Genomic DNA, 14,058 nt, shown 5'->3' with positions numbered 1-14,058 from the left:
CGCAAGGCCCTGATCCGATGCCAGAACTCAAGCGTGCATTCCTGAAACTGCTGGGCCTTGCGGCCCTGGGCCTGTTTCTGTTGCCAGCCATCACCTGGGTGTTCACCAGCCATGAGCAACATCAGAACTCGCTGGAGATGCAGCGGGTGTTCGCCGAGGACCTGGCGGCTGCCGACGGTCTGAGTGAGGCCGAGAAGGCCCTTGCCCGGGCGCGCATCTCGCAGATGACCATTGCGGCGTTGTGTGATGGTGCCTATCCGGAGCTGGGCCAACTCCAGGCTCAGGCCTGTGGCTTGGGCGAGGAGTTCGGACAGTTCCATCTGGCCCACAAGATCTCCTTCTACAGTCTGGTGCTCGGTGCATTCACGCTGGTGCTGATTGCTGGACTGGCGCTGCTGGCCTATGCCAAACCAGCCTTCCAGGTCATGGCTTTCACCACCGGATGGTGGTGCCTGCGGCTGATCGCGGCGGTTGAAGTGCTGGTGCAGGCCGCCATGCTGGTCTGGTTGTCGTACTGGCTGACCGCGTACTTCTTCCACATCTACATACTCAAACTGGTCTTCATTGCTGCGGCCCTGGCCGTCGTCGCGGCCTTTGTCGCCATCACGGCCATCTTCAAGCGTGCCCAGTCGAACAACGCGGTGGCGGGTGAACTCATCAGCGAGGATCAGGCGCCGCAGCTGTGGGCGCGGATCAAGCAGTTCTCGCAAACCTTGGGCACGGCAGCCCCCACGCAGCTCGTGGGCGGGATAGACGCCAACTTCTTCGTGACCCAGATGCCCCTGCAATTGCCCGGGGCGCACGTGCAGGGTCGTAGTCTGTTCGTGAGCTTGCCCTTGCTTCGGGTGCTGGCGCGAGATGAGGCAGATGCCGTTCTGGCCCATGAAATGGCCCATTTCAGCGGCGGTGACACCGAAACCGGCGCCGCGCTCGGCCCCAAGCTGCAGGCCTACGAGCAATACATGCAGACGCTGAGCGAAAACGGTTTGACCTTGCTGGCCTTCTTCGTGCTGAACCTGTTTCGCGCTGCCTTCGAACTGGCGCTGTCACGGGCCAGTCGGGCCCGCGAATTTGCAGCCGATGCCACGGCCGCCAGGCTGACCTCGGCCGGAGCGCTGTCGCGCGCGCTGGTGAAGATCGGCGCCTACGCCAGCTATCGGAACAGTGTCGAGCAAGAGCTGTTCAATCAGAACGACAGGCATCAGGGGCCGCTGGATCTTGCGGGGCGGGTCGCGCAGGGGCTTTCATCCTTCGCCCAGTCGCCGGCCTTCCGCGAAGCCATGACCCACGCCGACGTGCCGCATCCCTTTGACTCTCATCCGCCGCTGCAGCAGCGCATGGAAAGGGTTGGCGCCGTCATTCAGCCGATGGAATTCCCGATGCTGATCACCTCAGCGCCTGATCAGACCTGGATTGACTTCATCCAACAGGCCGAGTCCATCGAGGCTCCGCTGTGGCAAAGCTACGAGACGAACTTTGTCGACGAGCACGAACAGAATCTGGCGTTCCGCTATGAGCCCGCCAGCGAGGAAGAGCGTGCCATCGTCCTCAAGTACTTCCCGGACGTGCTCTTTGCATTGAAGAAATCACAAACGCTGCGCATCACGTATGCGGGCATCGAGACGCCGGAAGGCACGACCAGCTGGGATGCCGTGCACCAGCTGCAATACGAGGACGGCAGTTTCGGCAGTCGCGATGTCATCACCATCACCCATCCGGAAAAACGCGCACTGGGCCTGAGCAAGACCAGCAAGCTGAAGCTGGCCGTGGTCGCCAAGGATCGTGAGCAGCTCAAGCAGACCATCGGCCGTTACTGGCAGCGCCACCAGATCATGCGTCAGATGCAGGCGCAGGCGGGCTGAGGGCTCGGATCGGCGTCAGCGGCTGCAGGCCCGATGAGTCTTCATCGCTGATTGATCGACAGTGCGGCAGGGTGCTCGAAGTTGGACGACGGGAGCTCGGCAGATGTGGGAAAACACGGGGCGTTCTCGACCGATGTTCGCAAGGGTGCCCGGCGACGGCCAGGAATCCGTATGGGACTATCCGCGGCCGCCGCGACTGGCGCCCGATAGGCGTCGTATCGTTGTGCGTGCTGGTGGGGTGATCGTGGTCGATACCCGCGGCGCCATCCGGGTGCTGGAAACGGCCAGTCCTCCGACGATCTACCTGCCCCCGACGGATGTGGATCTGGGCTTGCTGGTAGCTGCCCCTGGCAGCTCGATGTGCGAATGGAAGGGGCGGGCGGTTTACTGGAGCGTGCGACTCGCGGACGGTCGAGAGTATCCGCAGGTTGGATGGAGTTATCCGCAACCCACGGTGGCCTTTGCTGCCATTGCCGGTTGGCTGTCTTTCTATCCGGGGCGGGTCGAATGCGAGATCGACGGTGAGCGGGTGCGCCCGCAGCCCGGCAGTTTCTATGGCGGCTGGGTCACAAACGAGATCGTCGGGCCGTTCAAGGGAGAGCCTGGGACTGGGCACTGGTGAACCTCGGGGTCGCCCTGGTTGGTGCGCTGGTTTGCGCATCAATCAAGGGGGCAAGGGGCAGGGGGCAGGTGACCCACGTCGCGGCGCGGTCAAATCGTGCGTCGAGGTTGGACCCCTGCCCCTTGCCCCTTCTTTTCCAGGTCGATAAATCAATGGCTTACCGTGTGTTCGGTGAGAATGCGCAAAGTCACTGCGATTCCCGCAGCGGCCGCCGCCAAGCTCAGCCGTTCACCTTCTTGACGAACTCGGATTTCAGGCCCATTGGTCCGATGCCGTCGATCTTGCAATCGATGTCGTGATCGCCGTCGACCAGGCGGATGTTCTTGACCTTGGTGCCGACCTTGACCACGGCCGATGAACCCTTGACCTTGAGATCCTTGATCACGGTGACGCTGTCACCATCCTTGAGTTCATTGCCGACCGCGTCGCGGACGATGGGGCCGGATGCTTCCTCGTTGGCAGCGCCGTCCTTCGGCCATTCATGGGCACATTCGGGGCAGATCAGCTGATGGCCGTCTTCATAGGTATAGACGGAATCGCATTTGGGGCAGTTCGGGAGAGTATTCATGCCTGCACAATACCTTCACAGACCTGAGAAGGCATCCGAATTGGACAAAGCCTGAAGCGGAAATTCGATATGGGTTCAGCTCAGGCTGCGTGCGTGCGCTGTTGCGGGCTAAGATCGCCGACCGTTGATGGCGTCGGGTGGGCATGAGCGAAAGCACCGAATTGACCCGCAGTCTGCTGGGTGTGCTCGGCTACAGCCGCCGCGCGATCACGCTGGTCTGGCAGACCAGTCGCGGTTTGACCTTGGGCTTGGCCTCGTTGACGCTGGTCGCAGGCGTGCTGCCGGCGGGTATTGCGCTGATCGGCGCCAGGCTCGTGGACGCCGTGGTAGCTGCAGCGCGGGTCCATGCCGAGAGTGGCAGCGCCGACTTTTCGATGGTGCTGACCTGGGTGCTGCTGGAAGGACTGCTGGTGGCTCTGCTGGCCGGCGCCCAGCGGGGCCTGAACCTGTGCCAGTCGCTGCTGCGCGCCCTGCTGGGGCAGCAGACCAACGCGCTGATCCTGGAAAAGGCGCTGACGCTGGATCTGGTGCAGTTCGAGGACTCGGAGTTCTACGACAAGCTCACCCGGGCGCGGCGTGAGGCCTCCTCGCGACCGCTGTCGCTGGTGATGCGCACCTTCGGCCTGGCCCAGAATGCGATTGCGTTGCTGAGTTTCGGCGGTCTGCTGGTGCAGTTCTCGCCGCTGACGGTGCTGGTGCTGGTGGCGGCCGGTGTGCCGGCCTTTCTGGTCGAGGCCAAGTTCTCCGGCGATGCCTTCCGTCTGTTTCGCTGGCGTTCGCCGGAAACGCGGATGCAGATGTATCTGGAAACCGTGCTGGCGCGGGAAGACCACGCCAAGGAGGTCAAACTGTTCAATCTCGGGCCGCTGCTGATGCAGCGCTACCGGGACATCTTCACCAAGCTCTATCGGGAAGACCGCAAGCTGGCGCTGAGGCGCGACGGCTGGGGTTTTGCGCTGGGTCTGCTGGGTACCGTCACGCTGTACGGCGCCTATGTCTGGATCACCTGGAGTGCAGTGCAGGGACAGATCAGTCTGGGCCAGATGACCATGTATTTGCTGCTGTTCCGCCAGGGTCAGTCGGCGGTGTCAGCCAGCCTGTCGGCCATCGGCGGCATGTACGAGGACAATCTCTACCTGTCGACGCTGTACGAATACCTGGACACACCGAGCGGCGGCAACGATCAGGCCAGCGGTGCCACCTCGGGTCCAAGGCCCGGTGACGGCATTCGCTTTGAACACGTGTACTTTCGCTACCCGGGGGCCGATAGCGATGCCTTGACCGACATCGATCTGCATCTGCGCCCCGGACAGTCATTGGCGCTGGTCGGCGAGAACGGCTCGGGCAAGACCACGCTGATCAAGCTGCTGAGTCGTCTGTACCGGCCGCGCGAGGGCCGGATCCTGCTCGACGGGCTGGATCTCAACGACTGGGACACCACCACGCTGCGCCGGCGCATCGGCGTCATCTTCCAGGACTTCGCCCGCTATCAGCTGAAGGTCGGAGAGAACATCGGCGCCGGCGATGTCAGTGCCTTCGATGAACTGGCGCGCTGGGAAGAAGCCGCCGAGCGTGGCATGGCCGCGCCCTTCATCGATTCGCTGCCCGAAGCCTATGCCACGCAGCTGGGCAAATGGTTTGCCCAGGGCCGAGAACTCTCCGGCGGCCAATGGCAGAAGATCGCCCTGGCCCGCGCCTTCATGCGCAAGGACGCCGATATCCTGGTGCTGGACGAGCCCACCGCGGCCATGGATGCCGCGGCTGAAGCCACCATCTTCGAGCACTTCCGGCAGATGACCCACGACCGCATCGCCATCCTGATCTCGCACCGCTTCTCGACGGTACGCATGGCCGATCAGATTCTGGTGATCGACCACGGCCGCATCCTCGAGCGCGGCGACCATCAGGCGCTGATGGCGAAGGATGGCCAATATGCGCGGCTGTTTTCGCTGCAGGCGGCCGGGTACCGGTAGTTGGCAGAAGCTCGGAGGCCCACAACAGCTCGAACACGGTAGCCTTCTCGCGCCCTCGCGCCCTCGTGCCCTCGTGCCCTCGTGCCCTCGTGCCCTCGTGCCCTCGTGCCCTCGCGCCCTTGCCCCATCCCACGGTCTGCTATTGAATCGTCGCTCCAGTCGTTTGCGGCAACGGGGGAGAAGCATGGCGAGCGATGTGCGCGGGAGCCTGGTCTGTGTGGGCACCGGCATGATGCTGGGCGGTCACTTGAGTCCGCGTGCGCGGGCGGAGATCGAGCAGGCCGATGTGGTTTACGCCGCGATGTCCGACGGGCTGGTCGAGCTTTGGCTGCGGGAGCTGAATCCCGCCTTTCACAGCCTGCAGCCGCTCTACCAAGAGGGCCTGCCACGCACCCAGACCTACGAGGCCATGGTGCGTACCCTGATTGACGCCGTGGCGGCCGGGCAAAGAGTGTGCGGTGCCTTCTATGGCCATCCCGCGGTCTTCGCCTGGGTGCCGCACGAAGCGGTGCGCCGAGCGCGCCGCCTGGGCTTCGATGCTCGACTGGAACCCGGAATCTCGGCAGAAGACTGCCTGTATGCGGATCTGGGCCTCGATCCGGGTCAGACCGGCTGTCAGCACTACGAGGCCAGCCAGTTCATGTTGTTTCGCCGTCGTATCGACACCAGCGCCTGTCTGATCCTGTGGCAACCCGCCATTGCCGGCGATCGCTCGACCGCCCGCTTCAGCACCGGCTCTGCCTATCTGCAGCTGCTGGTGGACGTGCTGAATCGCGACTATCCATCGGAACATGAGGTCATTCTCTACCGGGCGGCGACGCTGGGTATCGAAGCGCCGCGCATGACCCGATTGGCGCTGCAGGATCTGCCATCGGCGGAGCTGACGCTCGCGGACACCCTGGTGATTCCGCCACTGACGGCCATGATTGCGGATGCAAGTGTGAGGGCTCGGCTTGACCAGTTGGACCAGCTGGAGATTGAAGCGCGGCATGGCCATGCTGCAGATTGACGATCCGAAGCCACTTTACGGCGCCACTGCCCGGCTGTTCTTGCGACGCCTGCGACCTGCCGATCTCGTGGCCTATTGCCGCTGCTACCAATGCGCCGAGACCATGGACTACATTGGTCGCCCGCTGAGTGTCGCCGCTGCGTCCGCCAGCTTCGCGGAGGCCGTCAAGCGGCAGGATGAGCCCTGGGCCGGACCCGGCGCCCGACTGCGGATTGCCATCAGTTCGAATGAGCACACCGAGCTTGAAGGCTTGCTGGCGGTCGACGGTTGTTCCAGCCCATACACGGCTGAGGTGGGCGTGCTGCTGCAGCATTCGCTGCGCGGGCACGGCATGGCGCATGAAGCTTTGGGTGCCCTGATTCAGCGGCTCGAGCAGATGGGCGTGTTGCGGACGCAGCTGAGAGCAGATCCACGCAATGAAGCAATGTTACGATTGGCGAGTCGACTCGATTTCACGGCGCAGCGTCGTGAGTCTGTCGACATGGCAACGGTGATCTACCGGCGACATGGTGATCTTGTGCAACACAATCAGTCAGGGGGACGGCATCTACCATGAACAAGACTTTGGCATTTATCGAATGGCTGGGTACCCAGCCCGCTGTGGCCGGCGACGATCAGGCGCTGGCGGCCATGCTGCAAAGCGCAGATCTGCCATCCGAATTGAGGGAGGCTTTGAGCAGGCGGGATCGCGCCTGCATCGAATCGCTGCTCGGCGCCCGCAGCAATCTGGTGTGCGCGGTGTTTCCCGTGCAACCTGACGGCGACGAACCGCGCGAAGACGAGCCCGAACAGGAACCGGCGCAGGAGCCGGCCACCGATCGGGGGGCGCTGGCGGCTGCCGCCTGAGCGCACGAACGTCGAGCCCTGCAAATGAAGCGCTTGGCGGCCTGCCTGCTTCTGCTTGCGACGATGTCGCCGGCCTTCGCCGTCGACGATATCGACGCGCGCCTGTTGCGTGCCGATGAGATCAAGCGCTCGCAGGGTGCGGTCTTCGCTGCCGAGCTGGATGCACTCGAAGCCGCTGACGCCAGGCTCAGCCCGCGGCAACGCCAATTCCTGGCCTATCTGCGCGGTTGGCAGGCCACCTATGCCGGGCAGTACGGTGATGCCGCTGCCCGCTTCGGTGCCTTGCTCAGGGAGGCCGAGGATCCGCTGATCCGCTTTCGCAGCCGGGCGACGCTGCTCAACGCGCTGACGCTGTCTCGGCGTTATGCGGAGGGTTTTGATCAGCTCAATGTGCTGCTGGGCGAGATCGACACGGTCACGGATCCCGGAGCCCGGGCCCAGGCACTGGGGGTGAGCGCGCAGTTGCTCAATCAGGTGGGGAAGTACGGCGAGAGTCTGCGCTACTCGACCGAGCTGCTGCAGGAGAGCAAGCTGCCTTGGGCGCGCTGCGGCGCGGCCCAGCTGGAATTCGAGGCGCGCTTCAAGTCTGGTGAACTGACCGACGTCAGTCCGCAGCTGGAGCGCTGGGCGGACGAATGTGCGCTGCAGGGAGAGGGCATTTTCGCCGGTCTGCTGCGGACCTATGTGTCCCGTCTGCATCTGCAGAACGGCCGTTACGCCGACGCGATCAACACGCTGGAAGCTCATCGAGCAGAACTGTCGGCCGCCCGATACCCCTTCCTGAACAGTGATGTGGCCTCGATTCTGGCCACGGCGCAACTGGCATTGGGACAACTGGATGCAGCTGCCAGTAATGCCAGGACGGCCATCGACCAGATCAGCGCGGGTGTCTACACCGAATCGCTGACTGAAGCCTGGCGGGTGTTGTATCAGGTGGCGCTCAAGCGTGGCGACCTGCAGCAGGCCGTCGAGGCGCTTGAGCGTTATCGCGAGGTGGAACTGGCCTATCTGGATGATGTCGGTCGTCGCGCGCTGGCCTACGAGATGGCTCGCCATGAGGCGCGCGCCAAGAGCTTGCAGATTGAGAGTCTCAACCGACAGAACCAGGTGCTGCAGTTGCAGCAGCAGGTGGCCGAGAAGAATGTGGCGATGGCTCGGCTCTCCATCGTGCTGCTGCTGACGATCCTGGTTTTCGCCGTCGTGTGGGCCTTGCGTACACGACGCATGCAGCGACATTTCCAGCAACTGGCTCAATGCGACAGTCTGACGGCCGTAGCCAGTCGCCTGCACTTCATGGAGCAGGCTTCTGTTGCTCTGGAGCAATTGGCACGCGCAGACAAGCCGGCGGCGCTGGTGGTCATCGATCTTGATTACTTCAAGAGCGTCAACGACCGCTTCGGGCATGCCGCCGGCGACGATGTGCTGCAGCGCGCGGCTTTTGCCTGTGGCGAGCTGCTGGCGCCGGACCAGCTCTTCGGTCGTCTGGGGGGTGAGGAATTCGGCATTCTGGTGCCGGGCAGCATCGCTCATGCCATGGAACTCGCCGAGCGCTGCAGACTGGCTCTGCTTGAGATTCATTTCGGCGTCGAGGACCAGCTCACTCGGTTGTCCGGCAGCTTTGGCGTGGCGGGCACCGAGACGTGTGGTCATGATCTGCGTCGGCTGATGACCGATGCCGATACCGCACTCTACGAGGCCAAGCGCAAGGGGCGTAACCGCGTTGTCTGTCACGTGCCTGCGCTGGATGCGGCCGCCCGATTGCGCGTGATCGCCTAGTCGCGAGTGCATCAGCCCATCCTGGGAACGGCTGCGCTGCGCAGGGGCGAGTGACATGCAGTTCGAGCTTGCGGCATGCACGGGCTAGAATCCGCGCTCGTCGGCACAGGATGACCCCATGGCACTCAAGGCCACCGTCTACAAGGTGGAACTGCAGATCAGCGACATGGACCGGCATTACTACGGCACCCATGCGCTGACGCTGGCGCTGCATCCCTCCGAAACCGAGCAACGGCTGATGGTCCGAGTCCTGGCCTTCGCGCTGCTGGCCGAAGAGGGCCTCAGTTTCGGTCGCGGCCTGAGCACCGAGGATGAGCCCGACTTGTGGCGGCGCTCGCTGACCGGCGAGATCGAACAGTGGATCGAACTCGGACAGCCCGACGAGTCCCGGGTGCGCAAGGCTTGCGGGCGCGCGCGCCAGGTCGTGGTGGTGGGCTACAGCGGCCGTGGCTTCGGCCAGTGGTGGGACAAGAACGCAGCCGGACTGGAACGCTGCAGCAACCTCGGCGTGCTGGAAATCCCATCGACCAGTGCCGAGGAACTGGCGACGCTGTGCCAGCGCAATCTGACCTTGCAATGCCTGATCCAGGATGGCGAGGTGCAGGTGCTCAGCGAAAGCGGCAGCGTCAGCCTGACGCCGATCTGGCGCCGGCCGCTGCCGTGAAGGTGATGGCTGGCCGTACCTGCGGGAGTCCCGGTGGGCCCCGGCGTTGCGCTTCTTCGTGGATAAACCGATCGTGGAGGGCACGAGGGCGCGAGGGCACGCAACGGCGGCTTGGCAGCGAGATTGCGGCTCTTTCGCGCCCTCATGCCCTCTCGCCCTCGTGCCCTCGTGCCCTCGGCCGATGACCACCGACACTGACGTCATCATCATCGGCGGCGGCGCTGCCGGCCTGATGGGTGCGCTCACGGCCGGGCAGCGCGGGCGGCGGGTGCGGCTGATCGAGCATGCCAATCGGTGTGGCAAGAAGATCCTGATGTCGGGCGGCGGGCGTTGCAATTTCACCAACACCGGCACCAGCGCCGAGAATTTCATCTCGGCCAATCGCCATTACTGCAAATCGGCGCTGGCGCGCTATCGGCCCGCGGATTTCATCGCCATGGTCGATCGCCACGGCATCGCCTGGCATGAGAAGGAGCTGGGCCAGCTGTTCTGCGATATCTCGTCCAAGCAGATCGTGGCGATGTTGCTGCAGGAATGTGCCGACGCCGGTGTGCGGATCGAGACTGGCTGCAGCATCAGCGAGGTGGCCAAGGTCGATGGGGGGTTCCGTCTGCAGACTGCGCGCGGGTCGATGTCGGCGCCGGCACTGGTGGTCGCCACGGGCGGTCTGTCGATCCCGAGCATGGGCGCCACCGGCTTTGGCTACGATCTGGCACGGCAGTTTGGCCATCGGGTGTTGCCCACTCGGGCCGGGCTGGTGCCGCTGACGCTGAGCGGTGTCCATCAGGAGCGCCTGCAGGACCTCAGTGGTGTGGCCTTGCCGGTGACAGCCAGTGCCAATGGTCGCAGCTTCAGCAACTCCATGCTGATCACCCACCGTGGCGTCAGCGGTCCGGCGATCCTGCAGATTTCGTCCTACTGGCAGCCCGGCGACGAGCTGCGGCTGGATCTGCTGCCGCAGCAGGATGCGGGCTATACGCTGCGGGACCTGCAACGTGAACGGCCGGCCGCCGAGCTGCGCAGCGTGCTCGCAGAGTTGTTGCCGAAGCGTTTCGCCCAGCGCCTGTGCGATCACTGGGTGGCGAGCAAGCCGATGCGCCAGTACGGCGAGCGCGAGCTGCGCGGTGTTGGCGAGCTGCTGCAAGCCTGGCCACTGGTGGCCAGTGGCACCGAGGGCTACCGCACCGCCGAAGTCACGTTGGGCGGGGTGGATACCGATGAGCTGTCATCAGCGACCATGGAGTCGCGCAAGGTCCCCGGGCTGTACTTTATCGGCGAGGTCGTCGATGTCACCGGCTGGCTCGGCGGCTACAACTTCCAATGGGCCTGGGCTTCGGGGCACGCGGCGGGCACGGCGGTGTAGCGGCGGTGCCAAGTTGCACGGGAGAGGTGCGGCAGTCGTAGGTCAGGTTGGCCGCGTAGCGGTCTACCTGACATCGGTGGCCTGAACTGTCACGTAGGCTGCTGCGCAGCCAACGTGACCTACCAGAGCGCGACCTGGGATTACACCTGCGCCAGATCGCCCTTGGTCTCCAACCATTCGCGGCGGTCGCTGGCGCGCTTCTTGGCCAACAGCATGTCGAGCATGCGATCGGTACCGTCGTCGTCGTCGATGGTCAGCTGCACCAGTCGACGGGTGTCGGGGTGCATGGTCGATTCGCGCAGTTGCTGCGGATTCATTTCACCCAGGCCCTTGAAGCGGGTGACGCTGATCTGGCCCTTGATCTTGTCGCGGGCGATGCGGTCCAGCAGTTCGGTCTTCTCGCTCTCGTCCAGTGCATAGAAAACCTGTTTGCCGACATCCACTCGGAACAGCGGCGGCATGGCCACAAACACGTGTCCGGCCTGCACCAGAGTGCGGAAATGGCGCTGGAACAGCGCCGAGAGCAGGGTGGCGATGTGCAGGCCGTCGGAATCGGCATCGGCCAGAATCACGATCTTGCCGTAGCGCAGGCCGGAAAGGTCGGGCTTGCCGGGATCAAGGCCGATGGCCACCGCCAGGTCGTGCACTTCCTGCGACGCCAGTACTGAGGTCGATTCCACTTCCCAGGTGTTCAGGATCTTCCCGCGCAAGGGCAGGATCGCCTGGAAATCGCGCTCGCGCGCCTGTTTGGCGGAGCCGCCGGCGGAATCGCCCTCGACCAGGAACAACTCGGTGCGCGATAGATCCTGCGAAGCGCAGTCGGCCAGTTTGCCGGGCAGGGCAGGGCCGCTGGTGACCTTCTTGCGCACCACCTGCTTTTCGGTCTTCAGACGCGCCTGGGCGCGCTCGATGGCCAGCGTGGCGATGCGCTCGCCAAGTTCGGTGTGCTGGTTCAGCCACAGGCTGAAGGCATCGTGCATGACGCCCTGGGCGAAGGGTGCTGCCGTGCGCGAGGACAGGCGTTCCTTGGTTTGGCCCGCAAACTGCGGGTCCTGCTGCTTGAAGCTGAGCACGAAGGACAACCGTTCCCAGATGTCTTCCGGCGCCAGCTTGACTCCGCGCGGCAGCAGATTGCGGAACTCGCAGAATTCGCGGATGGCGTCGGTCAGGCCGGAACGGAATCCATTGACGTGGGTGCCGTGCTGGGCGGTGGGAATCAGGTTGACATAGCTTTCCTGGATGACCTCGCCATCGGGTGTCCAGCCCAGCGCCCAGTCTGCGGCCTCGGTGGTGCGCTTGATCGAGCCGGTGAAGAGCTCGCCGGGAATCACCTCGCGATCGGCCAGCTGGCCGTTCAGATAGTCCTTGAGGCCGTCCTCGTAATACCAGCGCTCGGTCTCACCGGTGGCTTCATCCCACAGCGTGACCGCCAGGCCCGGACACAGCACCGCCTTGGCGCGCAGCACGTGGCGCAGCTTGGGCATCGACAGCTTGGGCGTGTCGAAATACTTCGGATCCGGCCAGAAACGCACGCGGGTGCCGGTGTTCTTCTTGCCGACCGTACCGATGACCTGCAGTGGCGAGGCCGGATCGCCGTTGGCGAAACCGATACTGTACTCCTGGCCATCGCGTTTGATGTTCAGATCCACCCGCGTGCTCAGCGCATTGACCACCGAGACGCCGACGCCGTGCAGACCACCGGAGAAGTTGTAGTTCTGATTCGAGAACTTGCCGCCGGCATGCAGCCTGCACATGATCAGCTCGACACCGGGTACGCCATGTTCCGGATGGATATCCACCGGCATGCCGCGGCCATCGTCGGTGACTTCGATGGAACCGTCGTTGTAGATGCGGATGTCGATGCTCTTGGCGTAGCCCGACAGGGCTTCGTCGACCGAGTTGTCGACCACTTCCTGCACCAGATGGTTGGGGCGGGTGGTGTCGGTGTACATGCCCGGCCGGCGTTTGACCGGATCCAGACCCTGCAGGACTTCGATATCGGCGGCGTTGTAGCGTGCAGTCATGGGTTTTCAGCAAGATTCGTGAACGGCGCCAACCCGGCGCGATGCGCAGGGATGCTGCATGGCATGAGCCACGGACGCAACAGCCAAGGGCGGGCAAGTGGCCTTGGCCCGGGTTTTGTCGTCAGGGCGCTGGTGTACCAGGCTGTGGTAGTGCCGAGCTTGCTCAGCAGGGTCTACCGCTCTTGTAGGTCCAGACTCGTCTGGACGCTCTCCTTGCCAAGGCAAAGCCAAAGCCCAGCCAAAGCAGCGGAGCAAGCTCCGCTCTACCAAAGCCAGGGAGTACGAGGCTCTTGTAGTGCCGAGCTTGCTCGGCAGGGTCTGCTGGGGTTCAGAGTATTTTCGCGCGCCGCAGGAAGACGGCCAGTATCGCGGTGATCAGCAGCACCACGCCCCAGAAATAGGCGTAGCCATACTTCCAGTGCAGTTCCGGAATGCCTTCGAAATTCATGCCGTAGATGCCGACCAGAAAGGTCAGCGGCAGGAACACCACGCTGACCACCGTCAACCGGGTCATCACCCGATTGGTGCGATAGCTGACCATCGACATGTACAGATTCAGCGATTCCGACAGGATGTCTCTGTCGACCAGCAGATCCTGCAGCACATGTTCCAGGGTGCCGACCATATTGTGCAAAAAGCCCTGGGTGGCATCGGAGATGAACAGGGACTTGCGGGTGGACAGATCCACCAATACCGCTCGGGCCGGTAGCAACACCTTGCGCAGATGCAGCAGATCGGAACTCAGTGTCGACATCACGGCGAAAATCTTCTCATCGACCTGGCCCGCACCCAGCTGCAGCTGCAGCGCCTCCACACGCTCCTCCATGTCGCGCTGCACCGCCAGGTAGTTTTCGAGCAAGTGATCCCACAGCTCGTAGAGCATGAAACTCGGGCTCTTGGCGAAGCGGTGGAAGTCGCTGCGGTAGTCGCGCCGAACGGCATCCATGAACAGCGCCGGCCGGCGATGGATGGTGGCCATGAAGCTCTCGCCGAGGATGATGTCCACCCGCTCCAGCTCGAAACTGCGATGGCTGGGCCTGCAGCCACAGACCACGATATGCAGATAGTCGTCGTAGCGGGCGTGGCGGGTGGCCTCTTCGCCGCTGAGTGCATCCTCGATGACCATGTCCGAGAACAGGCCCAGTCGCGACAGCAGGACGCGCGCCTGCTCGACATCCAGGGCCAACAGATCGAGCCACAGAAACTGTCCGGCCTTTACGGCCCTGGCCGCATCCGCGAGGTCTATCGCGGTCTCGGTCTTGTGTTCGAAATCGAAGGCGATCAGAACGTGTTCGCAGGCGCTGCGGGTCTCGCTCACGGCTTCGCTCCGAATGCAGAAGGTGCGATGTTA

Annotated in this window: 12 protein-coding genes; 9 read left to right on the top strand and 3 right to left on the bottom strand. The window is 63.7% G+C overall.

Features of this window, described 5'->3' with window-relative positions; all coding sequences use genetic code 11:
* Positions 1-17: 17 nt before the first annotated feature.
* Together H7A19_10390 and H7A19_10385 are read left to right on the top strand one after the other, a co-directional pair.
* Entirely contained in the window at positions 18-1,862 is a 1,845-nt protein-coding gene (locus tag H7A19_10390; GenBank protein ID MCP5475232.1) for a M48 family metalloprotease, read from the top strand.
* A gap of 103 nt (positions 1,863-1,965) precedes the next feature.
* Entirely contained in the window at positions 1,966-2,484 is a 519-nt protein-coding gene (locus tag H7A19_10385) for a DUF427 domain-containing protein (protein MCP5475231.1), read from the top strand.
* A gap of 220 nt (positions 2,485-2,704) precedes the next feature.
* On the opposite strand, the gene H7A19_10380 is transcribed toward H7A19_10385, so the two are convergent.
* Positions 2,705-3,052, bottom strand: a complete 348-nt coding sequence (locus H7A19_10380) for an alkylphosphonate utilization protein (GenBank protein MCP5475230.1) — start codon at positions 3,050-3,052, stop codon at positions 2,705-2,707.
* A gap of 143 nt (positions 3,053-3,195) precedes the next feature.
* Here H7A19_10380 and H7A19_10375 point away from each other — a divergent pair, with 143 nt between their 5' ends.
* From H7A19_10375 to H7A19_10345, 7 genes are all read left to right on the top strand, one after another.
* Positions 3,196-5,025: an ABC transporter ATP-binding protein gene (locus H7A19_10375; GenBank protein ID MCP5475229.1), complete on the top strand. Its 1,830-nt coding sequence runs from the start codon at positions 3,196-3,198 to the stop codon at positions 5,023-5,025.
* 184 nt (positions 5,026-5,209) lie between these two features.
* On the top strand, positions 5,210-6,034 hold the full coding sequence (locus tag H7A19_10370) for a hypothetical protein (protein MCP5475228.1): 825 nt from the start codon (positions 5,210-5,212) through the stop codon (positions 6,032-6,034).
* On the top strand, positions 6,015-6,590 hold the full coding sequence (locus H7A19_10365) for a GNAT family N-acetyltransferase (protein ID MCP5475227.1): 576 nt from the start codon (positions 6,015-6,017) through the stop codon (positions 6,588-6,590). The genes H7A19_10370 and H7A19_10365 overlap by 20 nt, the downstream gene beginning before the upstream one ends.
* A complete protein-coding gene (locus H7A19_10360; protein ID MCP5475226.1) occupies positions 6,587-6,880 on the top strand; it encodes a hypothetical protein in 294 nt (97 codons plus the stop codon). The genes H7A19_10365 and H7A19_10360 overlap by 4 nt, the downstream gene beginning before the upstream one ends.
* A gap of 24 nt (positions 6,881-6,904) precedes the next feature.
* Entirely contained in the window at positions 6,905-8,656 is a 1,752-nt protein-coding gene (locus tag H7A19_10355) for a GGDEF domain-containing protein (GenBank protein MCP5475225.1), read from the top strand.
* 118 nt (positions 8,657-8,774) lie between these two features.
* Positions 8,775-9,320, top strand: coding sequence for a YaeQ family protein (locus tag H7A19_10350; protein ID MCP5475224.1), 546 nt, complete (start codon positions 8,775-8,777; stop codon positions 9,318-9,320).
* 181 nt (positions 9,321-9,501) lie between these two features.
* Positions 9,502-10,683 carry an NAD(P)/FAD-dependent oxidoreductase gene (locus H7A19_10345; GenBank protein MCP5475223.1) on the top strand — a complete coding sequence of 394 codons (1,182 nt, stop codon included), beginning with the start codon at positions 9,502-9,504 and terminating at the stop codon, positions 10,681-10,683.
* Between the two features lie 140 nt (positions 10,684-10,823).
* On the opposite strand, the gene parE is transcribed toward H7A19_10345, so the two are convergent.
* Both parE and H7A19_10335 read right to left on the bottom strand, forming a co-directional pair.
* Complete coding sequence (gene parE / locus H7A19_10340; protein ID MCP5475222.1) at positions 10,824-12,707, bottom strand: DNA topoisomerase IV subunit B; 1,884 nt, start codon at positions 12,705-12,707, stop codon at positions 10,824-10,826.
* A 328-nt stretch (positions 12,708-13,035) separates the two neighbouring features.
* The gene (locus H7A19_10335) at positions 13,036-14,025 is read right to left on the bottom strand and encodes a magnesium transporter CorA family protein (GenBank protein MCP5475221.1); all 990 of its coding nucleotides are present in this window, start codon (positions 14,023-14,025) and stop codon (positions 13,036-13,038) included.
* Positions 14,026-14,058: the final 33 nt, after the last annotated feature.

This window comes from Rhodanobacteraceae bacterium (assembly GCA_024234055.1).
Lineage (GTDB): Bacteria > Pseudomonadota > Gammaproteobacteria > Xanthomonadales > SZUA-5 > JADKFD01.
Note: the sequence above shows the minus strand (reverse complement) of the source record. Positions and strands in the feature narration are given on the sequence as shown.

Excerpts from the sequence above, each read along its gene's own strand:
- H7A19_10390 (MCP5475232.1), top strand. The coding sequence starts at position 18 with ATGCCAGAACTCAAGCGTGCATTCCTGAAACTGCTGGGCCTTGCGGCC.
- H7A19_10385 (MCP5475231.1), top strand. The coding sequence starts at position 1,966 with ATGTGGGAAAACACGGGGCGTTCTCGACCGATGTTCGCAAGGGTGCCC.
- H7A19_10380 (MCP5475230.1), bottom strand. The coding sequence starts at position 3,052 with ATGAATACTCTCCCGAACTGCCCCAAATGCGATTCCGTCTATACCTAT.
- H7A19_10375 (MCP5475229.1), top strand. The coding sequence starts at position 3,196 with ATGAGCGAAAGCACCGAATTGACCCGCAGTCTGCTGGGTGTGCTCGGC.
- H7A19_10370 (MCP5475228.1), top strand. The coding sequence starts at position 5,210 with ATGGCGAGCGATGTGCGCGGGAGCCTGGTCTGTGTGGGCACCGGCATG.
- H7A19_10365 (MCP5475227.1), top strand. The coding sequence starts at position 6,015 with ATGGCCATGCTGCAGATTGACGATCCGAAGCCACTTTACGGCGCCACT.
- H7A19_10360 (MCP5475226.1), top strand. The coding sequence starts at position 6,587 with ATGAACAAGACTTTGGCATTTATCGAATGGCTGGGTACCCAGCCCGCT.
- H7A19_10355 (MCP5475225.1), top strand. The coding sequence starts at position 6,905 with ATGAAGCGCTTGGCGGCCTGCCTGCTTCTGCTTGCGACGATGTCGCCG.
- H7A19_10350 (MCP5475224.1), top strand. The coding sequence starts at position 8,775 with ATGGCACTCAAGGCCACCGTCTACAAGGTGGAACTGCAGATCAGCGAC.
- H7A19_10345 (MCP5475223.1), top strand. The coding sequence starts at position 9,502 with ATGACCACCGACACTGACGTCATCATCATCGGCGGCGGCGCTGCCGGC.
- parE (MCP5475222.1), bottom strand. The coding sequence starts at position 12,707 with ATGACTGCACGCTACAACGCCGCCGATATCGAAGTCCTGCAGGGTCTG.